Below are 26,983 nucleotides of genomic sequence, written 5' to 3' on the forward strand. Positions count from 1 at the left end.
CGGTTAAGGCCAAAAACAGGTAAATTGAGAGTTGTACTTAAAAACACGCGCGGCTAATGCAACTCAAAGAATTTTCGCTGGTATCACTTTTAATGGAATCGGGGAAAGTGCTAAAAGCGATAGAAACAGCGATACCAACGGAAGCAATTGAGCAAGTATTAGGGCAAACAGATAAGTAGGTCGGCGTAAATAATTATCGTTGGGATAAGGCAGTTATTGCTGGGGGCTGGGAGCGGGAGGAGAGAGGGTTTGAGTCTTGTTTACTTTTCTTCACACAGTTTGGTTTGATTGTGCCGACTTACTTAGTAGAGAGATACGCAAGCGGAAACTGACATCACACTTGGTGATTTGTATGGTGATTGCGATGAGTATATGGTCATCGGATTCAATGCCTATTACGCGAACGATGAGCAATTTCACACCATTTTTTGACAAACTTTCTTTAGCAGGCACTGGAGATAATCGATAACTTGCTCAAAAGACAGATGGCTCATACAGGGGTGGTCTGGCACAAGACAGGACTTATTACTAAAACTATGCTCCTGACACAAGGTACATTTGAAGGTTGAAAGCGCTAGATGTACGTGAGGTTGTCTTGGTTTCCACAAATGTATTGGACTGGCTCCATCGCCGTCAACATCATTACCGAAGAGAGCAATTGTATGGCATCCCACCGCAACTGCAATATGCAATGGCCCTGCATCCACTGAGATGAAGGCTTTGGTTTGAAGAAATGCGCCTGCTAATTCTAATAGAGATGTCTGACCTCTGAGATCAATCAAAGCAGTAGTTTGTAATAAGTCGTCCTCTATAGAACCTGCATTGTATAGCGTTTTCTGTATCTTCGGCGCACTGCCCACTAAACCGACACTCAATCCTTGTGCCGCACACCACTGGATAACTTGCTGCCAAGCGTGAATCGGCCAGAGTTTAGCAGGTCGGGTGGCTGTCACATGAATTAGCACATCGGGTACAGGAAAATTAGGTTCTTGACTAGGCAGTTCTAGCTTGAAAAAGTCGGTTTCAACATAGGCTAAACGACAGAAGATTTCCCCAATATAGTTGCTCTGAATCACGCCTTGATGCCGTTTGACCAATTCAGAACTATTCCAATCTTGATCCTGGAGCAGGCGTTGAATTGAATTCGCATTTTCACCTCCATCAAGCTTTTTCTGAAAGTCTTGTGTTAAGGCCGCTCCTGTCACATACAGGGGACGTAGAGCAGTTGTCATCACTAGGTTGATGGGGCTGAATTCATCACAATTAATTGCTAAATCGTAAGAACCTGCAACTTGTTGCCGTTGATGTACTACTTGCGCTAACTGCGCTAAGATATCATCGCGATCGCTATACAGAGAAAAGCGCCAATCAATGTAGGGACAATAAAGTTCAAAGTCTTGGGTTACGTCACTGCCAAAAAAATCCAACGTGCAATCTGGATATTTTTCTTTCAGACCTCGCAGCAAGGGGGTAGTTACTACATAATTGCCAACCTTGCTGGAGCCGAATACGGCAATATGGGGATGGGGGCGTAAGGATTGATCGATAAAGACTTGCATATCACGGATTTCTTACAAATTTTTCAAATTATTTTTAGATGATGCCTGACAACAACTTTCCAAATATTCTCTTAGTACAGCTTTGCGTAAAATCGTGGCGAATTGAGGGTTGAAATTTAAACGCAAAGGTTCGCAAAGAGGCGCAGAGAATTCCCTACGAATTAATAAAATGTTGTACTTAGTTTTATCAATTTGTGATTAGTTTACTAAGTCGATTAAAGGAGTTGAGTTGTTCAAGAATGAATTCCAAGCAGTCTTCAAGGACTTCCTTCTTTTTCTCACCAATAATAACTAGATTCTGATTTTGAGGATAAGACCATCGACGCAGATGGGCAATGCTAAATCCTTCCTGTTTCTCTTCTTCTAAAGAAGCTTTTTTCACAGCATCCCATAAAACCAGTGTTGGTTTCTGAAATGCAGTGGCAATATGAGAAGGGCCAGTATCAAATCCTACATATAAATCACTTGCCCAAATCAGAGCCATTGCTTGTCTAATAGTTGTTTTTGGTGTAAAGATAGAAAACGTCTTTTGCTCAAAGTCATTATTGCCAATATGTAAAAAACTTACTTGATTTTTCAAGTAATCAACTAATTCCAGCCAATTATCTAAGTGCCAAGGTGAGTCTTTAATACTCGATGAAGTTCCATAGGGACAGATACAAACAACGGGACGTTTCAGGTGAGCAAGGGTCTTTAATCCCCACTGCATTTCTGCGTGAGATAAAAATAAAGAACCTCTTAATTGACGAGGGCGCAGTCCATGAGCAAAACAGATATTTTCTATGATATGACGGCTTTGACAAAAATTATCTGATTCAACGGACACTTCTACCATGATGTTCGGGTCTATGTCATCGGCATTGATAATTGTCTCAATATATGGATTGTTCTCCCAGATTGCATACCCGTTTTCTTGAGCCTTTTTATAGTAGTTTAAAGGGGCGGTCAATAATTTTATGAATCGCCCTTTTTTTAAAGATAATGCTTCAACTAATGGTGTATAACATACACAACTTCCTATTCCAAGATAACTAGGTATTGCCAAGTCACAGTCATACTTTTCAGTATAATACTTCGATGCAGCTAATGGTTCTGAATCTCGAAATCGTGGATAGAAGATAGATTGATCTGTACTGCTGTTATCGGACATATTTTGTTCTTCCGTATTTAGTGTGTTCAGTCTTTAATAAAAAGGTAGTTATTGATTTTGCGATCGCAACAATTTAGTAATATAAAAAGCTACTAACCTACCAAAACACTGCTCCATGAAAAAATAAGAACTATAGAAATCATCAAGTAATTTTATATAATTACTTTATGATTTTTTAAATACAATTGTAAAATTTTTTCTACTCTAACTCTTTCATTTCTATATTATTAATAATTGTGGTTTTTTTGAAAAAAAGCACGTAGTATTATAAATTATTTCTAGAGTTACGTTAGATAAATAGCAAAAGCGACCAGAGTTTTTGAAGTACATACGGTTAGAGTTTCCAAATTTCACAAGATTTTAGATATGTCAACAACCATGTCACCTACAGAGGTAAGGAGAATTCATGCTGTTAAGTACTAATTTTAAGAAGCTAATAGCTGTTCGCTCTAGAATGGTATACGAATTTCTTTTGAATCTTTTACCAAATCCTCAAGTTCCGCCAAAACCAGAAATAGAGCTAATGTTTTTGACAATGACTGGAACTAAACATTTACCATTCCTTCAACAGTGTTTGTTTTCTTTATATACTAGCTGGTCATCAATACCAAAGCTACAAATCGTTTCTGACGGCACGATTACTATATCAAAACTAGAAGAAGCACTAGCATGGTGGACTGGAACAAAGTCCTTCAGCTACTGGGAGCAAAGTGTTTCCTATCACAGACAGAAAGGGCGTGAATCTGTGGCACAATTTGCCGAGAAAAATTTGCTGGGTAAAAAATTAGCAATTCTTCTAGAATTCGGCGAGTATGGTGCAACTCTTTGGTGTGATAACGACATTCTCTGGTTTAAGGAACTACCAGAATTACCGCTAAAAGATGAAGACAGCGATCTGCCAATTTTGAAAGTCTCTGAGGACTTTATGGCAAGCTATGACATAGATCTTCTAGAACAGAGTCTCAGTCATTTGTATAGTCCACCATTCATCAATACAGGTCTAGTCTTCTTAAAAGGAAATCTGCTACAGGCTTCTAATTTAGATCATTTACTAAAAATAGCAGCAGAAAATTCTGAGTTTCATACTGAGCAAACAATTATTGCTGAGGCAGCTTATCAACTAGGAAATAGTACTTGGTCTCCAGAAGAAATCGCCTGTTTTGCCAAAGATAAATTCTCTATCACCTCTAACTACGCTGGCAAGCAATGGGCTGCTAGACATTATTTTAGTCCTGTACGTCACCTATTTTTTCGAGATGCATTTGCGCTAAGGTTAGGGCTAAAGCAAAAACTTTTTGAACAGCAGAATATTTAGTCTTTAAGTAGCTAGTACAGTACGGCGTAAATAAACCACTTCTTCAAAACCAATGAAATGCTTACGCTGTATTAATTTTGAATTTTGAATTTTGAATTTCGCCTTGCGGTACTAGTTTAGTTACTTCTACCCCTATAGGTTAAGAATTTGCTGGTACAACTGAATGTATCGTTGGGCTTGTACTTCTAACGAGTACTCTTCAACCGCAACCTTGCGGCAATTTTGACTCATACGATCGCGTAAATTAACGTCTTCTAATAGTTGGACAATCCCATTAGAGAAATCATCAGCGTTTTCAGGTTTTGCTAAATAGCCAGTGATACCAGGACGGACTAAATCTGGAACACCACCAACATTGAAGGCAACTGTCGGCGTACCACAAGCTGCTGCCTCCAGACTGACTAACCCGCAAACATCAGCACGGGTTGGAAACAGAAATAAATCGGCGGCAGAATAGGCAACCGCTTTCAGGCGATCGCTGCTGATATAGCCAAGGTGCAGTACTTCCATTTCTGCGGCATTTGAGATTGTTTTCGCTTCATCACCAAAAGTCAGCAACACGGTTTCAGCTTTGAGCGATTTAGGTATGTAAGAAAGAGCTTTGAGCAATAGATCGCCACCTTTACGCCGATTGGTCATGTCTTGTGCTCCAAATATGAGAACTTTTTTATGCTGGGGAATTCCCAGTTCAGTTTGACACTGCTGTTGATCGAGTGGCTGATAGGCTACTGTATCAATTCCGTGGGGAATGTGATGAATGGGGAAACAGTTGAGCATACTCTGTTTAGCGCATTCAGCCAACCAACGACTAGGAGCCACAATCGTTAAGTTGGAGTGTCGATATGCCCAATTCTTTAACTTCCACTCTAGAGATGTGGCATCTCGTTGAATCGGAGGTAAAGCATTAGGATAAGGACATTTTCCACAACCAGTCTGCCATTTTAAACAGTCATAACTGTAGGCACAGTGTCCCGTGAAACTCCACATATCATGTAGCGTGTAGACCGCAGGTTTATCTCTCGTTAATGAGGGAAGCATGAGATAGGAAAAATAATCATCATGAAGCAGGTGAAAGTTGAGTAAAGCAGCATTCTGATAACAGGCTTGATGTTTAAGAGCAGCAATTGAGGGATTGGCAACGTAATTCAAGCCAATTCGTCTTGTAATTGAGTTCGCTAAATCGACAAACTGATTTTTTCTTTGGACAATCTGTACCGTATTTTTCAAATCATTAGCTTTTTCCTGAAACACTCCATGAATCTCATCTTTATAGGCAAAGAAAGATTCAACACCGGCTCTGGATAAACTTTGATGCAGATTGTAGGCAGCAATAAATGCACCACCTAAGCCAAACCAGTTATTAATATGAAGTATATTGAGAGAATTCATTTTACTTCGTCTCTAGTGCCTTCTCTTGAATCTCCAATCTGGGTAGTGCTTTTTCACCCCCCTGGTCGATACCTGCTACGTGAATTCTTAGCATAGGACTATTTCATAGGACTAAGTAAAACAAAAATACGTGTATTAGGCGCGTGTGTTGGATCGTTGATTAGCTGTAAGATTTCTAGACCTGTTGACTTACATAATTGATCGATATTCTTAGTATTTAAGGTTGTCCCCGTCCATGTTTTATCAATGCTAGATAATCCTAGTAATTTCAAGAGAAATTTTGGAAGATGACTTTTAGCAAATATTTGGAATTTAGTTAATGGAGAAACTGTTTCTGTCCTTAAGTGAATCAGTGCTTTACCAGTTATTTTAATAACTCGTCGGATCTCAGTAAAGTTGTTTAAGATTACTTTCAAAGAAGGCATATGTTGAAAAACTTCATAGGAAAAGACAAAATCAACACTTTCTGATTCTATTAAAGATAGAGAAGTCCCGTCATTTGTATAGAATTTCAAATTAGCATACTGCTCCTCAGAGGATAACTCTTTAGCTTGACGAATCATTTCATCAGCAACATCAACTGCAATGACGCTACGGAATCGTTTGGAGAGCGCACGACTAAACCTACCAAGACCACACCCTATTTCTAATACAGATGCATTACTTGCCGATGGTAATAATTGAGTAAGGATAGGGTCAACAATTAATTTAGTTCTCTCTTCACCAAGAGCAAAAAAAGCATCTATATCCCCATCATAGAAAGTTGTTTCTATATAATAAAATGCATCTTTTTTAGCACGTTCATTCCACTTGTTTTTCATTAAATTGTCGTGCATAATTGTTGTCCAATAATCATTTAGTAGGAGTTATAAGGAAATTTTAGATATAGCAAGGTACTGGGGACTGGGTGAAAAGTCTTTTTGTGTCTAAGTTTTATCATCTATTGATGTCCTAATCACCTTGGCGGTTGCTATATATGTTTTATGTTGTTTGAATTAGGACTTAACCTAAAGAACATCAAATGCTAACGGACAATTTGTACCTTCACTTATTATCATTTTTCTCTACCATTTACAAAATAGTACTACCCCAATCTGTTTAACAACTGAAGATTCAAAAGTACTCTGAATGTATTGTCTTAAAGAGGTTTGAAACAGTCATTTCTGAATGGCTAACAAGCTTAGTCAGCATCTCCTGATAGTTGTTTAATAGGCGATCGATTGTCTCTGCTGTGAATTTCTCAGTGCCGTATTTAGCCCTGATCCGGATTGTCTTTGACAGTTCAACGTAAAGTTCCAACGGAGGTGTTTTGCCATAAAGTTCCATTGGTATATCGCCCCATTGTGACGATGCGATCGCTTCCCAACCTGGCATTTGATCTTGAACCGAGGGTGTCATGGTAATACTTGCCAGCAGATTCAGGGGACGTAAGTGTTGGATCTGGTTGATCACCCGATGCAACTGCACCTCTTTATGTTCGATCGCTTCATTGACGGTTTCTTGAAGTTGTTTAATAACGGTTGAGCCAGTCTGTTCCGGCAAGATTAGCGATCGCAGAATCACGTCATTGATAAAGCAGCCAATCATCCGCTCTGTGTCTAGCCCAGTGCGGTTGCCGAGCGTTGCCAGGATCAAAATCTCATTTTGTTGACTCCACTTTGCTAAAACAAGTTTGAAAGCGCTCAACAAGATGACAAAACTCGTTACCCTCTGTGAACGACCCAGCCCTTCAACCGAACGAACCAGAGACTCAGGTAAGTGGATAAAACGGTGCCCTGCCTGTTTACTAGAGAGCATCAGACTTGGAGATGGGTATAACTCCTGATCAACGAGTTTGCGTTGCCAATAGCTGAGTTGCTGTGCGATCGCGGACTCATTGTAGACTTGCTGCTGCCACAAGGCAAAGTCTGCATATTGGCATGATAGGGCTGGCAGGGGCGAAGGTCGTCCATTTGCGAAAGCCTGCATCAGTGCGTTTAATTCTTGCAGAAGCACACTAAATGACCAACCATCTGTGATCAGATGGTGCATAGTAATCACGAGCCAATGCTCATCTGGATTCAGTTGAAATAAAGCAGTTCTGATCAGGGGAGCAACAGCCAGGTTGAAGGGCTGCTGACGTATTTTAATTCCCAAACGAACCGCTTCCGACTGACGCGCCTCTGGGGGTAGGTGCTGTAGGTTTTCATAGATTAATGGCAGGTGCAGGTGAGGTAAAACGATCTGCATCGGCTGATCGTTGATGACGGTGAAGACCGTGCGGAGATTCTCATGACGGCGGACGATTTCATTAAAACTTTGCTCCACGACCTCTGGTAAGAAGGAACCCTTAACTCGCATCAGAGTCGAACTATTGAGAGTTGCAACCGTACTTGCTGATTGATGCAGTGACCACAAGCCCTGCTGTGATAGCGATAGCGGCACGGGTGTAGATGGGCTTCTCTCTAAGCGAGACATGGCTAGCATGGTAGAGGGAATCCCATTTGAACTGAGTGTTGGATGGGCTTTGAACGATTCAATTAACTTGCTGAGGGCGGCGATCGTTGGGGTTTCAAACAGACACCGTAGGGGAAAATCAATCGCAAAGGCTTGGCGAATTCGGAAGAGAAGTGAAGTCGCTAGCAGAGAATGTCCGCCCAAATCAAAAAAGTTATCGTAAATCCCCACTTTCTCAATACTGAGAATCGCAGCCCAAAGGTTAGCTAAAATTGCTTGGGTGGGGGTGCTGGGTGCTACGAAGCTAGATTCTAGTCCATTCTTAAAATTTTCCGGTATGGGTAGAGCGCGACTATCAACTTTTCCATTGGACGTTAAGGGAAACTTTTCTAGGACAACAAAGGCAGATGGAATCATGTACTCAGGCAGTTTTTTCTGGAGATAGTGGCGAAGGTCTTGAATATATGTTTCTAAACTGTTCCAAGTTGATTGGCGATCGCCTAAACTATTTGCTCCCGTTTTTTGAGGGAAACACTGCTTTCCATTGGCTAACTCGTTGAAAGAGCGATCGCCCTTGGCGGTTCCTAAAGGAGCATCGCTTAGTATAGCCTGCTCTCTTAAACTCACCAAATTGAGAATGGTTGAAGCTTGGATATGGTCAGGAACAATATAGGCTACCAATCGCTTATTATTAGGTTCATCCTCTCTGGCAAGTACAACACATTCTTGCACAGCTTGGTGCCCAGAAAGTAGTGCTTTAATTTCTCCTAACTCAATCCGAAAGCCGCGAATTTTGACTTGATGATCGATGCGTCCTTTATACTCAAGCTCACCTGTAGGCAAATATCGCGCTAAATCCCCCGTTTTGTATAAACGCCCTTGCTGCTGATTGCTAAAGGGATTGGGTACAAATCGCTCCTTAGTCAGTTCACTGCGCCGCCAATATCCCCTCGCCACACCACCACCGCCAACATAAAGTTCTCCTACCACCCCAATGGGTACAGGTTGTTGGTATTTGTCCAGAAGGTAAATCTGCAAGTCGGGAATTGGCAGCCCAATTAAGCTACTAGTGGCTTTCACATCAGCTAAGGTTAAACGACGGATTGTCACATGAACCGTTGTTTCTGTAATGCCATACATATTTACCAACTGGGGCAGTTGATCTCCATGCCGCTCAAACCAAGGCTGCAACAAAGGTAACGAGAGTGCTTCTCCGCCAAATATCACTACCCGTAAACTCAATTTTTCTGTTGTCTTGGAATGTTCATCAACTTGAATTAGTTGGTAAAAAGCGGATGGAGTTTGGTTGAGAACAGTCACTTGTTCAGCAACCAGTAAGTTGTAGAATGCTTGCGAGTCTCGGCTCACCTCGGAAGGCACAACCACAACACACCCGCCATACAGCAACCCTCCCCACAGTTCCCAAACCGAAAAGTCAAATGCAAACGAATGGAATAGCGTCCATACATCCGTTTCATTAAAGTGATACCAATCTTCCGTTGCTTTGAATAACCGAACGACATTGTGATGAGTGATTAATACTCCTTTGGGCTTTCCTGTAGAGCCGGATGTATAAATCATGTACGCTAGGTTATTACCTTGCACACCACTGACTAAGTTATTTCCGGGGTACTGAGCAATTTTGTCTGCCTCTTTATCTAAATAGACAACAAAATTGCTTTGATCTAGAGTGTTGCGTAATTGCGAATTCGTTACCAACACTTGCACTTGTGCATCTTCTAATATGTGGTTCAACCGTTCTTGTGGATTATTGGGATCTAGTGGTACGTATGCCCCTCCGGCTTTGAGTATTCCCAATATGCCCACAATCATTTCTAGTGAACGTTCTACACAAATGCCTACTAATGTTTCTGGTTTTACACCCAGAGTTTGCAAGTGATGTGCCAGTTGATTAGCCTGCTGATTCAATTCCCGATAAGTTAGCTGTTGTCCTTCAAACTTAAGTGCTACATCTGCGGGTGTCTTCTCCACCTGTGCTTCAAACAACTCATGCAAACACAGAAACTCAGACTCAATCTCCTGTATTTCTTTTCCTAGCAACTGCTCCCTTTCTGTAGCGTTGAGTATTGACAAATTGCCGATACGCTGATTTGGAGATTCAACAATTCTTGCTAGCAAAGTCTGAAAATGTCCACTGATGCGCTGGATTATTTCTTCATTAAACAGATAGGCGTTGTACTCTAGTTTCCCTTGCAGTTCTGAGTTTGTTTCCCACAAATTTAAGGTTAAATCAAAGGTTGCTCCGGCTGTTGGTTTATTCAACTCCAGTACTGTTGTCATAACTCCTGGGAGTTGCAATTTATCCTGAGCGATAGTTTCTAGAGTAAACATCACTTGCAAAAGGGGATTATTACCTGATTTGCGATCTATTTTCAGAGCTTCAATAACTTTAACAAAGGGAACCTCACTATGAGCATACGCTTCTAAAACAACCTTTTGGACTTCAGTTAACAGTTCTCGAAAGGTAGGATTATCAGGAATTTGAATACGTAAGCCCAGTGTATTGACAAAAGCACCAATAAGTGGATTTGTCTGCGCTAAGGTGCGATTAGCAATAACAGTTCCGACAACTAAATCCTCCTGATGGGTGTAGCGGGAAAGTAAGATGGCGAAAGCAGTCAGGAGGGTGGTAAAAAGGGTTGTCCCAGACTGTTGACTTAACTGCTTCAACTTGTTAGTTACCTCAGCACTCACAGACAACGGTACTATACCAGATTGAAACGCTTGCTTTGTATTATGATTGCTGCGATCGCTTAAGTAAGGCAGTTCCAAAATAGGCACAACATCTGCCAATTGTTGCTGCCAGTAGTTTAATTGTTGGTGATATTTATCAAAAGCGATCTGTTGATTTTGCCAATGAGCAAAATCAGCATATTGAATGGGGAGTTCTGGTAAAGAAGCTGTTTTTCCTATTAAAACTTCTTGATACAGAGCTGATAATTCCCGCAAAAATACCTGAATTGACCAATCATCACAGATAATGTGGTGCAGATTGAACATCAACAAGTGAATTTGAGGATGAAGACGGATTAAAGTCACTCGCCACACAGGAGACTGATTCAAATCAAAAGCACGGGTACGCTCTTGCAAAAGAAGTTGTTGTGCTTGAGAAATACGCTCAGTTTCTGATAAGTTCTGCAAGTCAATTACAGGAATGTCAAAGGTCAGGTGAGGTGTAATAACCTGTACTGGCGAACCATTCACCACCTTGAACCCAGTCCTCAGAATGGAATGACGCGCAATCAGACATTGGATTGCTTGCTCGAAGCTGGGAATATCCAGATCCCCTTCCAAGCGAAACGCCCTCACCATGTTGTAGATATAATTTGACTCTTCTAGGTGATGGAGCAGCCAAAATTGTTGTTGAGTGAAGGATAAAGGGACATCATTTTTTATAATTGCATCAACAGGTTTAATAATTGATTGTGATTCAATTGTTGATTGATTGAGGAAGGCTAAAATTTCCGTTTTATATGTTTTTATTTGAGCCAGTATATCTGAAGTTAGAATACCTTTAGGTGCTTGATAGCGGAGGTTGTCGCCATCAGCCCAGACTTTGACATTGAGGCAACCAAGTTCTAACAACAGTTCATCAAGCGTTTTCATAGCATCCCTTCTTCACAATCATCTGTGCTATCAAGCACATCCTTTTGTACTAATATCCGACGAGTGTTTTCAATACGTTTGGCTAGTTGAGCGATCGTTGGTAATTCAAATACAGTAATTAATGGAATATTTATTGAGAAAGTGTTAAATAATTCTAGAATAAGTTCATTAACAAGTAGGGAATGACCCCCTAATTCAAAAAAGTTATCATGAATCCCAATTTCTTCTATTCCGAGAATTTTAGTCCAGATGTCAATTAATATCTGCTCAGTAGGAGTGTGAGGCAAAACTAAACTTTCTAACTGCGCTCTTTGCACCTGACTGAAAGCGGGTAAACCCAAACGGTCAACTTTGCCATTGGGCGTTAGGGGTAGCGCTTCTAAAGTCATAAAAGTTGAGGGAACCATGTAGTCTGGTAGGCTTTTTAAGAGCAGACTTCGTAGTTCTCGGAGTGAGAGTGCTTGTTGGGGAACGAGCGGCACAATATAGGCTCTTAGACCTAGATGATCGGGTGATGCTACGACAGCAGCCTCTCGGATGAGGTTGGTATTGATCAATGCCATTTCGACTTCCGAAACGTCGATGCGGTAGCCCCTAACTTTCACCTGGAAGTCTTTTCTGCCTAAGTGCAAAAGGCAGCCATCTGGCAACATACAACCTAAGTCGCCCGTTTTATACAACAGCTTATTTTCTTCTTGGACATCTTTGAAGAGTACTGCTTCAGTCAAGTCTGGTCTTTGCCAATAACCACAAAAGAGATAACGACTTCTGACTACAATTTCACCAATCTGATTAAACTCAACTAGTTTACCTTGATCATCAATTAACAAAACCTCATGATCCTCAACTGCGTAGCCAGCTGGTACAGTACTGCCAGTAATTTCCGTTTCCTGATCAACAAAGTACTGCCGAATTGGGCTAATTTCTGAACCTCCCAAATTGGCAACAAAAATACAGTCATCAGAGAAATGCTGCTTGTAAAGTTCTACATCTTTTTTATAGACTGTCTCACTGCCTACCTGAATTAGGCGCAGTTTGGGGAACTTATCTTGTTGAGTTAAGGTGTTGACAAAATGGCGAAACATAGTCGCCACGGCAAAAAAGATGGTTATTTCTTGCTGTTTCAGCCAGCTACTTAAACCTATTAGCCCTTCTTGTTTAACGTTATATGGCAGAAGAGTTGCACCATTAAGCAACGAGCAGAAGATATCTCTCACAGCACCAGCAAAATTTGGGGAGTACAAAAGCGCTAGCTTATCATTGGCACAAATATGACTGCTATTGGTATAGTTCATCGTCAGATGCAGAACATAACGATGGTTTTGGATCACGCCTTTAGGCTGCCCTGTTGATCCAGAGGTATAAATGATGTAGGCAAAATTATCTGGTTGCAGAGGTAAATCTAGATTTTCACAAGAAATGCTGAAATCTATCTCGTCAATATTGAGTATTTCTAATCCGCTAATTTGCAATTTTTTGGCAAATGAGATATTTCTACTATCTGTTAGTAATAAACCCGCTTGCGAATCTTTCAGAATATAGCTAATCCTTGTCTGTGGCAGCGAGGTATCTAGTGGTACATAAAACTTACCAACTTTCAATACACCCAGAATTGCAGCAATTATCGGAGCACCACTCTCAAATAACATTGCAATCGGTTCTGCTTGGCGTTCAGCTTTGCTGCGCCGAAGGTGTTCGCGCTTGGTTAAGATAGCCCTGGCTATGCGATTGGCGAACTGATTCAGGGCATTATATGTGAACACATGCTCTCCAGTCTTAACAGCAATATGCTCAGGATGCATATCTACTTGTTTTTGAAAGCGCTCAGGAACCGATAGTTCAACATCTTTCTTGTCGAACTTTATAAAAGAGTTATTTGGGTGGACATGATGTCTCTGAATTAACTGTTGCAACGGGTTATTCATCGTTGATTTTCATGATTAGAGCTATTTAATTTTTCTTGGCGTTAATGACTCACAGGACTTATGCAAAATCAGGAATAAACGAACCGCCAAGGACGCAAAGTACACAAAGGAATATAAGTTTCAGAGAGTTCTTGCGTAAGTCTTAACTCACTGTCCTCAAATGCTGCAAGGATTTAAGTCTGCTGTTCAAAGTTAGTGTTACAGGATCAATAATTTCCAATTTTGATAAGAACCCCTTAACTTGCTTAGAAGAGTTAGTTTTCAACCATTCCAGCAAGTAGGGAATTTCGCTACATCCAGCGATGATACAGTCAACAGTAGGCTGGAGCTTGAGTAGCTCAACAAAAAAATGTTCACCGACTTTACAAGCAAAATTGTAGTCAGATGTTTTTACTCCTTGATAAATAGATTGCATTAATATTGATTGCAACTCATCGTTGGGTTCTAAGTAAACAATGCCGACTTTTTGAAGTGGTCGAGAGTAAACACACCCTAGTCGCGTTGCTGTAGTACAGAGAATTAAAGGCTGACAAAAGTTTCGTTGTTGCAAGTACTGTATTGTAGTGTCAATCAAAGAGATCCATTGCAGTCTGAAAAAAATCTTTGAATAATCAAGCAAGAGTTGCTGCATCACTTCAGGTAAGAAATAATGAGCGCCATTGCACAGAACGATCAACTCAACAGGTTCGACGGTAGAGCAAATATACTGCATCGCTTCTCGAATAGCGATCGCCAGCATCACCACCAAATCCGGCTCTTGAGATGCACCAATTTGAATCTTTTGTTGAATGGCCGTAGTCCGATTAGGCAGCGAACAAGCTTGAAACAGAACAATTTCCCTACTGTTCTGGAACATCTGACAGGCTACCTCAAAAGCTCCCAAACCTGCTAAAGGCCCCATTCCGCCCAACAGTAGTAAAGCAGGCGCTTGAGTCTGTTTTGGTCTAAGTACAATCACTTCATTGGGGTAACTTTGATCCTCAACAGCCTCTGAGCGTAGCTTTTTGTTTTGAGCGATCGCATACAGATGTTGTCGAAAATCTAAAGTTGCAGCAATAGCTTGTTGAGCATCCTCAAAAAAATGTTGAGCTTGAGGTTTAAGACACGGATAGCAGATGTTTTGCTGCATTTATTTCTTGCCTCATCTCTATAGTTAGTGCTTCCATTACAGTACCTAACCGAGTCAGGTACTCCTTAAACAAAAGTTTTGCCTGTGTATAGTCAATTGGAGTATTAGTAGCTTTGCTATACTCATTCAAGGCTTTGACTACCACTTGAAAGTGAGCCACTTCCGTTTCGTCTGCAACATGAACACCGATATAGAACAGAGCTTTATTTTTTTCTTCAGGGGAGAAGTGGTAATATTTGTCAATTAATTCTGAAAAAGCAAATAAGGCTCGCGTATACTCACCGTGGTTGTAAATTTCTGAGAACATATTTGTGAATAACCCCTTGGAAATATCATTTACCACCATGTTGTGATATATCCATGTCTTAAAATCACCCGCTTGGGGTAAACAATATTCATCTAATTGCCAAGGGTAATTTTCTAAAAAGCTGTTAGCAAAATCTTCATAGAGTGCAGCGTGAGTTACACCTTCGTAGTCTAACCCCAAATCTTCGTGACTAGTTTCAGCATTGAAGGCGCTAGCTAATAATAATTGTTCCCGTTCTTGAGTATCTTTGGTTAAAGCAAGACGTTGTAAACGGCAAGATAGGCCATATATACCTAACATTTTCAAGTGCGTAGCTTTCCAGGAATTAAAGAATGTAGCTAGCATTTTGCTTGACCAGCAATGGGTAGGTAACAGCTCAAAAAAGTTTTCACAATGTTGCAGTGCTTCACTTGCTTCCAAGAAACTCTGACTCAAAGCCTGTTGCAACTTTTCGTCAGAAACCATGTTGATAATACTGCTAACCGTACTCAAAATGCTGGATGTTGACGCGATCGTAGACATAGATGTTAAATGCTCCCTTTCCACCAGTAGTAACTGGATCAATCTTTTCCAAGCTAATGTTTGGCATATCTTTCAGGTTGTCAGCAACAGAATCCTTCAATAAAATTCATACTTACAGAGGTTTAGAAATTTTCATGTAAAGGAATGAAAAACAAAATAGTAAATATGAATTTTTTGGATAAATTTTGCAAATACCCTTGCTCTAGAAGTTTATTAAAGCATTTTCATTTGAAATCAAACAAGTACATAAATGTCATATATTTATCTCTGCTGCAAGATATTTTTAGTTACTGCCTCACAGATTAGTTTTTTGTCAATATATAAGTATCACAACTTTGAACATATAATGTCGTAAATATTATATTTACACATATACATGAATAATTTGTCAATAGATAAAATTCATATCTTTAGTTAAAATGTATTAATTTTGATAACAGAAAATTAAATATAAATTATTAATTAAATATTGCTATATTGGGAGACAATTCATTGTAGGCGGTAGTTTATTGTTATTTAAACTAGCTCAAAACAATGATTGCCCAAGAAATTATCAAACGCTATGCAGCTAAGGAAAGAGATTTTCAACACCTGAATTTAAGCCAGATTTATTTACAGGGTGTTGATTTTAGTGGTATTGATTTTAGCTATGCTAACCTCAGTAGTGCTAATCTCAGTGAAGCTAACTTAAGTTGTGCCACCCTGGTTTGGACAGATTTAAATCGAGCGGACTTCCAAAAAGCCAATTTGCAAAACGCAAACTTGTTAAATGTGAGTCTACTGTGGGCAAACTTAAGTTACGCTAATCTAACTAGAGTAAACTTAACCAATGCTCACTTAAATTATGCCAGGCTTGATTCTGTCTGCTTAAGAGAGGCAAATTTAACAGAGACTAATTTAGAAAAGGCTTGTTTGACTCAAGCAGACTTAACTGGGGCAAACTTGTTTAAAGCAAGTCTCAAAGCTACAGACTCTACTGGTGCTATATTTGATGATGCCAATCTGCGGCAATCCAACTGGGAAGGAGCGATTTTGTCTACTGCTTCTTTACGACGAGTTGATTTAGAAGGAGCACAATTACAGGATACTATTTTAAAGGGAGCTGACTTAACAGAATCAGATTTAATTAAATCGGACTTGAGTAATGCAGATTTGAGTGATGCAATTTTACGTCAAGCTGCTTTGGAGTTAGCCTGTTTATTTAATGCAGACTTGAGTCGTGCTGATTTAAAGTTAGCTTCTTTATTTAACGCCAATTTAGAGGAGGCGGTTCTAAATGGGGCAAATTTGAGTGATAGTGATTTAAGACACGCAAATTTGACAAATACTCAATTAGAGGGGGTAAATTTTTCCAGTTCTCGCGTTAAAGGAGCGCTATTTACTGACGCTATTGGATTAACTTTTCAACAAAAGCAATGGTTGAGAAAAAATGGAGCATTAAATATTTCTGATTTTTAGAATAATTGCTAATAGTAAATGGAGCCTTAAACACTTTTGGTTTTGAAAAAAGATGAGGAGCATAGAACAAATTATCGAATCCACTGAAACATTAATCAATAATAAGACAGGAAAATCGCTCTCATTTATTCAAAAAGCTGTCTTGTCAGCATCTCTATTGGAAACAAAAAAAAGTTACGGGCAAATTGCTATAGAAAATAACTACTCTGAGAACTATATTAGGCAATTAGTTGCTCCTAAATTATGGCAACTACTTTCTACTACTTTTGGTGAGAAAGTTAATCGAACCAATTGTCGTGCTGTGCTAGAGCAACGACTAGACAATTCATCTTTGCAAACAATATCTCAGCCTACACAGATGCGGCAAAAGATAAATTTAGAACCTCCAGAAGGACAAGTTCCGCTTTCTTCTACTTTGTATATTGAACGGAACGTAGAACAAGTCTGTTATCAAGTAATTCTTCAACCTCGTGCGTTTATCCATATCAAAGCGCCACGAAAGATGGGAAAAACTTCTTTAATGACCAGAATACTTGCTTATGGTAGTTCGCGTAGTTATCATACTGTAAGGTTAAGTTTACATCGTGCTGAAACAGAAGTTTTTAGCTCATTAGAAAAATTTTTACGCTGGTTCTGTACCAATGTTACCTATCAGTTAGGAATCAAGTCAAAGCTAGATGAATATTGGGATGAAGATATGGGTGATTTGATGAACTGTACTATCTATTTTCAAGGGTATATATTACAGGAGATATCTACTCCCATTATCTTAGCATTAGATGAAGTAAATAAATTGTTTGAATATCCTCAATTGACTCGTGATTTTTTAGGACTATTGCGCTCATGGTATGAAGAAACTAGAGATATATCAATTTGGCAGAAATTACGAATTTTAATTGTTAAATCCACCGACATTTATATTAATTTAGATACTAATAAGTCTCCTTTCAATATAGGATTAGCAATTGATTTACCTGCTTTTACAAGATTGCAGGTAGAAGATTTAGCACAACGTCACGGACTCCAACTTACAACCTTGCAATTTGAACAATTAATGGCATTTACAGGAGGATTTCCTTACTTAGTGCGACTGGCGTTTTATCATAGCGTTAAATATAAAATTCCTGTGGACACTTTAGTGCAAAATGCCACTACTGCTACTGGAATTTTTAGCGAGTATTTGCATAATCAGTTACATTATCTTCTGCAAAATCCTGATTTGGTTGATGGTTTTCAACAGGTTATTAGGTTAACTGTACCAATTACCTTAGAGCAAGAAGTAGCATTTAAGTTAAAAAGTTTGGGGCTGATATATATGGAAGGAAAAACTGCAACAGTGAGTTGTGGTTTGTATAGAGAGTATTTTAGTGATTACTTAACTAAGAATACAGTAATTTTAAATCATTCGTAATAAACAAAAAGCTGGTTCTGGGGCTTTCAAATTAGAAACGAGTTAACTCATGTTTAAAGTAATAAATATTCATAGACAGTACTCTCAGTACTTTAAAATATACACAATATTATTTTTTAGTAATATATTTACTTATTTTATTACCTGTTTTCACCCAGCTAATGCTCAAATAATACCTGATAACACTTTAGGAACTGAAAAATCTACCATTACCCCTCAGAATACTCGTGAATTAGTTGGTGGAGGTGCAATTCGCGGTGGTAATCTTTTCCATAGTTTTCAAGAATTTAATGTTAATCAAGGGCAGCAAGTTTATTTTACCAATCCAGCAGGCATTAATAACATCCTCACTCGCGTTACAGGAAACCATATATCTAAGATTTTGGGTACATTAGGTATAGATGGTGCTGCAAATTTATTTTTGATTAATCCGAATGGGATTATTTTTGGTAAAAATGCTCGGTTAGATATCGCAGGTTCTTTTGTAGCTAGTACTGCAAATGCAATTAAATTAGGACAAAATGGGTTATTTAGTGCAACAGAACCACAAAATAGTAATTTACTCACAATTCAGCCAACAGTTTTATTTGCTAATGCCTTGTACCAACAACAAGCAGAGATTAGTGTAGAAGGAAATTTAACAATAGGTAGTGGGCAAACTCTGACTTTACAGGGAGATATTATTACTAGTAATGGTTCTCTTACCGCACCAGGGGGAACCGTGCAGCTTGTAGGAAATCAGGTAAGTTTATTAAATAATGCCAAGATTAACACTGATGCTATTAATAATGGCAATGGCGGCATTGTAATTATTAAAGCAAACGATTTGACGCATTTTGAGGGTAATATTAGTGCCCGTGGCGGTGACAATTCTGGGAACGGTGGTTTTGTAGAAGTATCAGGTGGCAGAGTGGAATTTGCTGGTACTGTGGATACTAGTGCGTCAAATGGCTCATTTGGGAGATTACTGCTTGACCCGAAAGATATTCTGATTCAAGCAGGGGGCACTCTTAGCGGTCAAAGTTTGAGCCAAGCGCTAGCACTTAATAATGTCAGTTTACAAGCTAATAATGATATTACTGTTGATGATGATATCACAGGCGTTGGGGCAAATAATCTTAACTTAGAAGCGGGGCGATCGCTCACCATAAATCCCAACCGCAGTATTATTATCAATGGTGGTAATTTTAACGCCAAAATTAACGATGAAAATGCGATCGCCATCGAAAGAGGTCCTGGAACAGCGCAGTTTTTCATGAACCCAGGTTCCCAAATCCTCACCAATGGCGGGAATGCAACGATTACATCAGGAAAGTTTGGCCAAACCAGTCAAATTAATACTACCAATGCATCTATCATTTCTGCGAAAAGTAGCGGGAATGGTGGCAATATTGCCCTAAACGCTATCAATGATATTACAACTGGTAATTTAATTAGTGGGTTTTTCAACATACCCAATATCACCGACTCTATTAATAGCGGTGACATTACTATCAACAGCACCGCAGGCGGAATTACTACTACTAATTATCTGTTAGCTAATGCTCAACAGCAAGCAGGAGATATTTCACTACTAGCCGCAGGTAATCTTAGCCTCAATGCCGCAGGTGACTTTCCTCGTTCAGGTAATATTGCTTCTATTGGAGACACACCAGGAAAAATTACATTTACTAGTGGTAATATCCTCTCTGGTAAAAATATCCGCATTGTCAATGCAAACTTAGGTGCTGGTAGAGGCAATGATATCACCCTTACCGCCCGCTCGATTTTTCTGGACACTACATCTATTTTTGCCTTGGCTAGGGGTAAAGGTCGAGGGGGAAATATGATTCTCAATGCTACAGATGACGTAGTAATGCGGACAAGCGATATTGGTACAAATTCTGATGCGGCATTGCCTGTAAATCTGCCTACTGGTGCTAGCGGCGATGCTGGAGATTTTACTCTCAATACTCGTCGGTTGAGCATTAGTCAAGATCCAACAGCTTTCTTTCCATTTAGAGCAACTTCCATAAGTACTGGAACTGACGCAAATACAACGGGTAATGCCGGGAATTTAACAATCAATGCTTCAGAATCCGTAGAACTTATCGGTCGTCAACCCACAACCCCAATACTTACCCCTAGCCAATTGGTGAGCCAACTTCTACAAGGAACGGGAGTAGGTATAAGCACAAATGCTTTCGGAAGTGGCAACGCTGGGAAACTGACGGTTAACACTGGGCGCTTAGTGCTTCGAGATGCAGGTGGAATTACCACATTCCCGGTGTCAGGCAATGGCGGAGATTTAACAATTAATGCTACAGAAATATTGTTGCAGAATTTTGCCGGGATTCAAACAGCAACTGCTGGTTCTGGGCAAGCCGGGAATTTGACAATTAATGCTGATAATGTAACGCTCACCGATAGGTCGATAATCAATGCAACGGCGCTAGCTGGTACGGGCAATGCTGGCAACTTAACTTTATCAGTTAAACAACTAAATGTCCGTGATGGTTCTATTGTCTCCTCAGCAACTACAGGAGAGGGGAATGCAGCAACATTAAATCTCAACGCTACCGACAAGGTAGAAGTGGTGGGGAATTTCGCAGACAATAGCAGTTTTCCCAGTACGATCGCAACGGCTTCCTTGAGTCCGATTGGTAATGCTGGGCCTTTGAATATTACGACTGGGGAGTTAATTGTCCACCAAGGAGGAGAGATTACTACCGCTACAGTTGGTCAAGGAAATGGCGCACCCATTACAATTAATACCCGCACGCTGCAATTAGATAACGGTAGGATTAACGCTTCTACAGCTGGTGCTGGTAACGGAGGTGATATTACTATCAACGCTAACGAATCTGTAGAAGTTGCTGGGAATGGATTTGCAGACTTGCAAGAAAAAATTATCAATCCAGCTTATGCGAGTACTCTCAGCCTGGCTAACTTTGACCAAGGAATCGTTGCTGTGAGTGCAGGCCAAGGTAAAGCTGGAAATGTTGTAATTCAAACCCCGAATTTTCTTAGCCGCAATAGTGGCATAATTGCTACTACCGCCTTGGGTCAAGGACAGGGGGGGAATATTACCATTAATACCAGTAATACTTTCGCGTTAGATAACTCTTTCATCGGTACAGGAACATTAACCAATGCCGAATCTGGGAATGTTAACCTAACAGCGCGTCAACTTACAGCCAAAGGCGGCGCACAGGTATTTACTACTACCTTTGGTTCTGGAAAAGCCGGGGATTTAACAGTTAATGCTTTCGAGTCCATTGATTTAATTGACCCCTCCCAGCAGGGTTTCGGCTCAGGCTTATTTGCTTCTTCGGCTCAAACTGCTTCGGGAAACGGGGGAGACATTAATATCAACATTCCCAATGGTGACTTAAATATCCGCGATCGCGCAACCATTTCCGTCAGCGCTTTAGGAACAGGCAATGCTGGAGATATCAATATTGATGCCCGTTCAATTTTTCTTGATCAAGGTTCCATCACTGCTACCAGCGTTTCTGGACAGGGAGGTAACATCAACTTCAAGGTAGCCAATAACTTATTTTTACGAAATAATAGTCAAATTTCCACCCGTGCAGGAATAGAAAACAGTGGCGGTGGTAATGGTGGCAATATGGATATTAATAGTGGATTTATTGTTGCTGTCCCGCAAGAAAACAGCGACATCACCGCCAATGCTTTTGCTGGAAATGGTGGGAATATCAACATTACTAGCCAAGGTATTTTTGGCTTACAGGTTAGTGACAAACTCACTCCAAATAGTGATATCACCGCCAGTTCTCAATTAGGCATCAACGGTATCGTTAATATCAATACCCCAGATGTTGACCCTACCAGAGGATTAACTCAATTGCCTTCTGTGCCTACCGATCCTGCAAATCAAATTGTCGCAGGTTGTCCCAGCAACGAAGAGGCGAATTTTGTGGTTAGCGGACGGGGAGGCTTACCAGAAGATCCCCGCCAAGTGTTGCATGGTCAGGTAGTTTTACAGGATATGCGAGTAAGTGCAGATTCCCCAAATAAATCAGAGCAAATCAGCCATAGAAAAGTACCAGATATAAAAGGGCAACCACCATTACTAGAAGCTACTGGATGGAGAATTAATCAACTAGGACAGGTGGAATTGGTGGCAAATATTACCACCCAAATACAACCTGATGGTGGGAGAAATAAAAGTGATTGTGGGAATTTATCAGATCAACCGTAACTGATTCACCCATCAATATTTAGATGCGATCGCCTGAGATAAATTCCGAACTACGGAGTCATGAACGTCAAACACGCAACACGACGCAAAACCACGACGACAAACGAGAAAAAGACGGTAGTACAGATGAATTAGAACCAAGTAGGAACATTATCATCCTCATCCTCTCCATCACTTACTTCTTCCGGATCATGTTCCCCCGTATCGTCTAAACCTCTATAAGAACTGTCTACGGCGGGAGCAGGTGCTAAGATCCACGAGTCATCAGCATTTTCCACGGTAGTTATATAACCATCGTATTTTGTATCGGGAGCTAGCCTTTGATTACTGTAGGAGATGTTGCTGATGCGAACGCGATCGCCATAGCGAATTGGACTTGCATCGCCAGAAGCATTAGTAATCTGCCAGCTCTGTTTATCCTCATCATAGCCATCTTGCCAATAGTAACAATCATGGCTATCTGCGAAAGCTCCCAAAACATTATTGTTGCCTATTGCTGATTCTGTCGTGCTGATTTTGATGCGGCTGTTGGATTGAACCTCGCCATTGCCGCCCACAAGTTTAAGTTTTACTACTTTTTTTTTCTCTTGACCCAACTTCGGCCAATTGTAGCGTCCTTGATCAACCGCAATCCAGTATTTACCGCTCTCGTGTTTAAGATAAAAGTTATCATCAAACTTAACGACATCTTGATCAGACATGAGGATGTTCTCCTGATTAATTACACATTTGTGTTGCCAAAACTTATCCAGAAATAGCAAAAGGTTTCTTGACGACCTCGACCGAAATCAGATCGCGATCTGTTTTTCAAGTCAATCTGTTCTAGATGAACTTCTGTAGCGATGTCTACGGCAAGCCCTACGGGTGACGCTCCTACGTCGCTAACCGCTACCGCTAACGCCAGTTCCTTTATGCCGGGGAACCCGTCTAACAGATTGGCTCACCGCTTTGCGTCTACGCTTTTTATGATGATCGATCGCTAAATCGTACCTGTATATTTTAATTCTCCATCAATATTTTCAATTCCATTTAAGACGATTGAGCTTTTGTTCGGCGAACCATCGCGCTTTTTGCAAGTGGCTGAGAGTACATCTCCATTAATAGAGATTTCGGTAGAACTTTGGTCGAAACTACTAGGTTGATTTGGGTCGGTTACTTTTAATTCTCCATCAATATTTTCAATTCCCATCAAGACAATTGAGGTTTGGTTCGGCGATTTATCGCGCTTTTCGCAAGTGGCTGATAGGACATTTCCGTTAACAGAGATTTCGGTGCAAGATTGTTGATAGCTACTACTCATTAGCTTTTGGTTCTTCTATTTTGTTGATGAACAATTACTGATGTAACACTATACATACCTTACAATATCAAGTCAAAACAGAAATCAATCTTTAACAAAAGTACAATGAGTTTTGATAACTTAAATAACTATATTATTAATATTATTAATTGCATAGTAACAAATTATATGTATTATAAAATATCTAAAAAACTATACTATTAACATTATTTATTGACTAATAACAAATTATATGCGTCAAAAAAGTATAAGAATGATATATTGACATAGAAAACCAAGTGCAATTCTTTTATGGTGTCTAATTTTAGAATGTTAATAGCATGATATTAACCTTGTTTTATCAGTTTGAGATCACCCAATTGCTGAAAGGCTTTCAGAAGTTTACTTTTCAATTTTTGGCTAGAAATTTTAGTTAATGTCAGAAAACAAACTCTCAAACCTTGGTTAAATCAAAGTTCCAGAGTCTAACTTCGATTCTTATTTTCCAACAGTGAAAAAACAAGGTTAAGTACGGCTCAGTAGCGTTTTCGATGCTCCACCCCGCAAGCTCCAAGTGATGTCTACTGAAGTTTTACTAATACCTCTTACATAGATGCTCTCTACCATTATGTGTAAATATTAGCTATACATACTTACTTAAGCAAACTTGATGTGATTAATCAACGCTAAAATTCCGAACTAAGAGTTATAAATCGCAAATTATTATGACCATTTATGCGTATTCATCCTCACCTAATTTTAGCCCTACTAATCTTTTTCTTAATAACAACTGTTTTACCAGCCACTGCCCAGTATTCTCTTTCCCCAACTCAATCCCCAGTCACCCTACTCGAAAAAGGAAAACAACTTTATGATGCCGGAAAGTTGGTAGAAGCTGCACAAATTTGGTCAGAAGCAGCTCAGATATTTCAGCAAAGCAAACAGCAGCACTATCAAGCATTAAATTACAACTATTTAGCGATCGCTTATCAAGACTTGGGCAAGTGGTCAGCAGCGCGATCGCTAATCACCCAAGCAGAGAATATCCTAAAAACAATGGATGATTCTTTCCTTTATGCTCAAGTCCTCAACACCCAAGGAAGTTTACAATTTAACACTGGACAACCGGAATTAGCCTTAGAAACTTGGCAGCAGTCCGAGAAAATCTATCGTTCCCTCAAGGATGTAACAGGGATTGTGCTATCGCAGATTAACCAAGCCCAAGCATTGCAAACGTTGGGAGAGTATCGTCGCGCCCAAAGGCAACTAGAACAAATCAATCAAGACCTTGCTGCTTTACCTGATAATCTCCTAAAAGCCAGGGGATTACAAAGTTTGGGGGTAACTCTGCAAGTCGTGGGAGATTTAGAGCGATCGCAACAAGTATTATCGCAAAGTTTAGCGATCGCCAAGCTTGTAAATTCTACCGCAGATATTGGGGAAACCTTCTTAAGATTGGGGAATACCGCTAGAGCTAGGGAAGATTTTAAAGCCGCCTTAGAATTTTATCAACAAGCAAGTGCAATTGGTGGCGAGCATACTGAATTAGAAGCACTCCTTAACCAACTCAGCCTTTTAATAAAAACTGAGCAAAATCCAGATGCACTAGTATTATTACCCCAAATTCAAGAACGTCTTGCTAACATTCCTGCCAGCCGTTGGGGAATTTACGCGCAAGTTAATTTAGCAGCAAGTTGGATGAAACTGTCATCATCAAAAACAAAAGACATTGCTCAACTTTTGGCAACAGCAGTCAAACAGGCCAGCGAATTAACAGATGCAAGAGCGCAAAGTTATGCTTTGGGAGAGTTAGGACATCTTTACGAACAAACTCAGCAATTCTCAGAAGCTTTAAATCTCACCCAAACAGCACTAACTTTAGCACAGGGAGTGCAAGCAGATGATATTGCCGTCAATTGGTTGTGGCAGCAAGGACGAATCGAGAAAGCTAGGGGAAATATTGAGTCAGCAATTACTGCTTATGAACAAGCTGTTAGTTTTTTAACATCTCTGCGTCAAGACTTAGTGCAATTGAATCCTGACGTGCAATTTAATTTCCGCGATCGCGTTGAACCAGTGTATCGGCAGTTAGTACAATTACTTTTACAAGATGTAGACAGCCTACCACAAATCATCAAGCAACAACACTTAGAGAAATCTCGCAAAACAATTGAAGCACTGCAATTAGCAGAATTAGAAAACTTCTTCCACCAAGCCTGCTTAACTTATAAACCACAACCCATAGATAAAATTGATCCAAAAGCCGCAGTAATTTACCCAATTTTGCTAGAACGTCGCTTGGAGGTAGTTGTTTCTCTTCCTGGACAACCTTTGCAACATTATGGAACAAACCTTTCCTCAAAAGAGGAATCAGAGGTTTTTGATGAACTGCGCCAGTCTTTAAACCCTGCTTTCTTACCTGATGAGGTACTACCTTCTGCCCAAAAATTGTATGATTGGTTGTTGCGTCCTGCCGAAAAAGAGATAGAACTTCAGGGGATTAAAACCTTAGTGTTTGTCTTGGATGGTTTTTTACGCAGTGTACCAATGGCAGTTTTGCACGATCGCCAACAGTTTATCATCCAGAAGTACAGCATAGCATTGACTCCTGGTTTGCAACTATTAGAGTCTCGGCATCTTCCTCCCCAACAGTTTCAAGCCTTAACTGCGGGTTTAGCAGAAGCACGTCAAGGCTTTGCTGAGTTACCTGGTGTCAAGCAAGAAATTAAACAAATTACAAACTATGTCCATGCAAAGATACTACTAAATGAAAAATTTACTCGCGCCAACGTCCAAAAACAAATAGAAGAAGTTCCCTTTTCTGTAGTTCATCTTGCCACCCACGCAGAATTTAGCTCCAAAGCCGAAGACACATTTCTTTTAACTTGGGAAGACCGGATTAATGTTAAAGATTTAGATAGATGGTTAAAAGGTGCATCTTCAAAACTGAGCAAAAATGCTCCACGCCAACCAATTGAACTGCTAGTTCTCAGCGCTTGTCAAACTGCTAAAGGCGACAACCGCGCTGCTTTAGGATTGGCAGGAATTGCCGTCCGTTCTGGTGCTAGGAGTACTTTAGCAACCCTGTGGTCAGTACAAGACAAATCAACTGCTAACTTGACAGGAGAATTTTACCGTTTGCTTACCCAAAATGTCGTCAGCAAAGCCGAAGCACTGCGTCAAGCACAACTATCTCTATTAAATTCTCCTCAGTACAAACATCCTTATTATTGGTCTGGGTTTGTACTGGTAGGAAATTGGCGTTGACTCAC

Annotated in this window: 17 protein-coding genes; 6 read left to right on the plus strand and 11 right to left on the minus strand. The window is 40.1% G+C overall.

Features of this window, described 5'->3' with window-relative positions; translation table 11 throughout:
* Positions 1–56 precede the first annotated feature (56 nt).
* Positions 57–179, plus strand: a complete 123-nt coding sequence (locus tag NLP_RS35575) for a hypothetical protein (RefSeq protein WP_267894874.1) — start codon at positions 57–59, stop codon at positions 177–179.
* Between the two features lie 237 nt (positions 180–416).
* On the opposite strand, the gene NLP_RS16385 is transcribed toward NLP_RS35575, so the two are convergent.
* Positions 417–1,559: a glycosyltransferase family 9 protein gene (locus tag NLP_RS16385; RefSeq protein WP_104907323.1), complete on the minus strand. Its 1,143-nt coding sequence runs from the start codon at positions 1,557–1,559 to the stop codon at positions 417–419.
* Positions 1,560–1,746: 187 nt separating this feature from the next.
* Entirely contained in the window at positions 1,747–2,709 is a 963-nt protein-coding gene (locus NLP_RS16390; RefSeq protein WP_104907324.1) for a glycosyltransferase family 9 protein, read from the minus strand.
* A 406-nt stretch (positions 2,710–3,115) separates the two neighbouring features.
* Here NLP_RS16390 and NLP_RS16395 point away from each other — a divergent pair, with 406 nt between their 5' ends.
* On the plus strand, positions 3,116–4,024 hold the full coding sequence (locus NLP_RS16395; protein ID WP_104907325.1) for a hypothetical protein: 909 nt from the start codon (positions 3,116–3,118) through the stop codon (positions 4,022–4,024).
* A 132-nt stretch (positions 4,025–4,156) separates the two neighbouring features.
* On the opposite strand, the gene NLP_RS16400 is transcribed toward NLP_RS16395, so the two are convergent.
* The 7 genes from NLP_RS16400 to NLP_RS33265 form a co-directional block, all read right to left on the minus strand.
* Complete coding sequence (locus NLP_RS16400) at positions 4,157–5,413, minus strand: glycosyltransferase family 4 protein (RefSeq protein WP_104907326.1); 1,257 nt, start codon at positions 5,411–5,413, stop codon at positions 4,157–4,159.
* A gap of 98 nt (positions 5,414–5,511) precedes the next feature.
* Complete coding sequence (locus tag NLP_RS16405) at positions 5,512–6,249, minus strand: class I SAM-dependent methyltransferase (protein WP_104907327.1); 738 nt, start codon at positions 6,247–6,249, stop codon at positions 5,512–5,514.
* 277 nt (positions 6,250–6,526) lie between these two features.
* Positions 6,527–11,476, minus strand: a complete 4,950-nt coding sequence (locus NLP_RS16410) for a non-ribosomal peptide synthetase (protein WP_104907328.1) — start codon at positions 11,474–11,476, stop codon at positions 6,527–6,529.
* Positions 11,473–13,401, minus strand: coding sequence for a non-ribosomal peptide synthetase (locus NLP_RS16415; protein WP_104907329.1), 1,929 nt, complete (start codon positions 13,399–13,401; stop codon positions 11,473–11,475). Before NLP_RS16415 ends, NLP_RS16410 begins: the two co-directional genes overlap by 4 nt.
* Positions 13,402–13,543: 142 nt before the next feature.
* A complete protein-coding gene (locus NLP_RS16420; protein WP_104907330.1) occupies positions 13,544–14,530 on the minus strand; it encodes an aspartate/glutamate racemase family protein in 987 nt (328 codons plus the stop codon).
* Positions 14,499–15,302, minus strand: a complete 804-nt coding sequence (locus NLP_RS16425; protein ID WP_104907331.1) for a hypothetical protein — start codon at positions 15,300–15,302, stop codon at positions 14,499–14,501. Before NLP_RS16425 ends, NLP_RS16420 begins: the two co-directional genes overlap by 32 nt.
* Positions 15,303–15,315: 13 nt before the next feature.
* Positions 15,316–15,459: a hypothetical protein gene (locus NLP_RS33265; RefSeq protein WP_158680424.1), complete on the minus strand. Its 144-nt coding sequence runs from the start codon at positions 15,457–15,459 to the stop codon at positions 15,316–15,318.
* A 434-nt stretch (positions 15,460–15,893) separates the two neighbouring features.
* Here NLP_RS33265 and NLP_RS16430 point away from each other — a divergent pair, with 434 nt between their 5' ends.
* The 3 genes from NLP_RS16430 to NLP_RS16440 are packed head-to-tail and all read left to right on the plus strand — an operon-like array spanning position 15,894 to position 22,432.
* Positions 15,894–16,817 carry a pentapeptide repeat-containing protein gene (locus tag NLP_RS16430; protein WP_104907332.1) on the plus strand — a complete coding sequence of 308 codons (924 nt, stop codon included), beginning with the start codon at positions 15,894–15,896 and terminating at the stop codon, positions 16,815–16,817.
* A 52-nt stretch (positions 16,818–16,869) separates the two neighbouring features.
* The gene (locus tag NLP_RS16435; RefSeq protein ID WP_104907333.1) at positions 16,870–18,228 is read left to right on the plus strand and encodes an AAA-like domain-containing protein; all 1,359 of its coding nucleotides are present in this window, start codon (positions 16,870–16,872) and stop codon (positions 18,226–18,228) included.
* A gap of 49 nt (positions 18,229–18,277) precedes the next feature.
* The gene (locus NLP_RS16440) at positions 18,278–22,432 is read left to right on the plus strand and encodes a two-partner secretion domain-containing protein (RefSeq protein ID WP_104907334.1); all 4,155 of its coding nucleotides are present in this window, start codon (positions 18,278–18,280) and stop codon (positions 22,430–22,432) included.
* A 131-nt stretch (positions 22,433–22,563) separates the two neighbouring features.
* On the opposite strand, the gene NLP_RS16445 is transcribed toward NLP_RS16440, so the two are convergent.
* Both NLP_RS16445 and NLP_RS16450 read right to left on the minus strand, forming a co-directional pair.
* Complete coding sequence (locus NLP_RS16445) at positions 22,564–23,133, minus strand: hypothetical protein (RefSeq protein ID WP_104907335.1); 570 nt, start codon at positions 23,131–23,133, stop codon at positions 22,564–22,566.
* A gap of 278 nt (positions 23,134–23,411) precedes the next feature.
* Complete coding sequence (locus tag NLP_RS16450) at positions 23,412–23,732, minus strand: CVNH domain-containing protein (RefSeq protein WP_104907336.1); 321 nt, start codon at positions 23,730–23,732, stop codon at positions 23,412–23,414.
* A gap of 714 nt (positions 23,733–24,446) precedes the next feature.
* Here NLP_RS16450 and NLP_RS16455 point away from each other — a divergent pair.
* Complete coding sequence (locus NLP_RS16455) at positions 24,447–26,978, plus strand: CHAT domain-containing protein (protein ID WP_104907337.1); 2,532 nt, start codon at positions 24,447–24,449, stop codon at positions 26,976–26,978.
* The last annotated feature ends 5 nt before the right edge of the window (positions 26,979–26,983 follow it).

Origin of the sequence: Nostoc sp. 'Lobaria pulmonaria (5183) cyanobiont' (assembly GCF_002949795.1) — a bacterium.
GTDB lineage: Bacteria > Cyanobacteriota > Cyanobacteriia > Cyanobacteriales > Nostocaceae > Nostoc.

Bases quoted from the DNA above. Each gene is read 5' to 3' on its own strand.
- NLP_RS35575 (WP_267894874.1), top strand. From the start codon at position 57: ATGCAACTCAAAGAATTTTCGCTGGTATCACTTTTAATGGAATCGGGG.
- NLP_RS16385 (WP_104907323.1), bottom strand. From the start codon at position 1,559: ATGCAAGTCTTTATCGATCAATCCTTACGCCCCCATCCCCATATTGCC.
- NLP_RS16390 (WP_104907324.1), bottom strand. From the start codon at position 2,709: ATGTCCGATAACAGCAGTACAGATCAATCTATCTTCTATCCACGATTT.
- NLP_RS16395 (WP_104907325.1), top strand. From the start codon at position 3,116: ATGCTGTTAAGTACTAATTTTAAGAAGCTAATAGCTGTTCGCTCTAGA.
- NLP_RS16400 (WP_104907326.1), bottom strand. From the start codon at position 5,413: ATGAATTCTCTCAATATACTTCATATTAATAACTGGTTTGGCTTAGGT.
- NLP_RS16405 (WP_104907327.1), bottom strand. From the start codon at position 6,249: ATGCACGACAATTTAATGAAAAACAAGTGGAATGAACGTGCTAAAAAA.
- NLP_RS16410 (WP_104907328.1), bottom strand. From the start codon at position 11,476: ATGAAAACGCTTGATGAACTGTTGTTAGAACTTGGTTGCCTCAATGTC.
- NLP_RS16415 (WP_104907329.1), bottom strand. From the start codon at position 13,401: ATGAATAACCCGTTGCAACAGTTAATTCAGAGACATCATGTCCACCCA.
- NLP_RS16420 (WP_104907330.1), bottom strand. From the start codon at position 14,530: ATGCAGCAAAACATCTGCTATCCGTGTCTTAAACCTCAAGCTCAACAT.
- NLP_RS16425 (WP_104907331.1), bottom strand. From the start codon at position 15,302: ATGGTTTCTGACGAAAAGTTGCAACAGGCTTTGAGTCAGAGTTTCTTG.
- NLP_RS16430 (WP_104907332.1), top strand. From the start codon at position 15,894: ATGATTGCCCAAGAAATTATCAAACGCTATGCAGCTAAGGAAAGAGAT.
- NLP_RS16435 (WP_104907333.1), top strand. From the start codon at position 16,870: ATGAGGAGCATAGAACAAATTATCGAATCCACTGAAACATTAATCAAT.
- NLP_RS16440 (WP_104907334.1), top strand. From the start codon at position 18,278: ATGTTTAAAGTAATAAATATTCATAGACAGTACTCTCAGTACTTTAAA.
- NLP_RS16445 (WP_104907335.1), bottom strand. From the start codon at position 23,133: ATGTCTGATCAAGATGTCGTTAAGTTTGATGATAACTTTTATCTTAAA.
- NLP_RS16450 (WP_104907336.1), bottom strand. From the start codon at position 23,732: ATGAGTAGTAGCTATCAACAATCTTGCACCGAAATCTCTGTTAACGGA.
- NLP_RS16455 (WP_104907337.1), top strand. From the start codon at position 24,447: ATGCGTATTCATCCTCACCTAATTTTAGCCCTACTAATCTTTTTCTTA.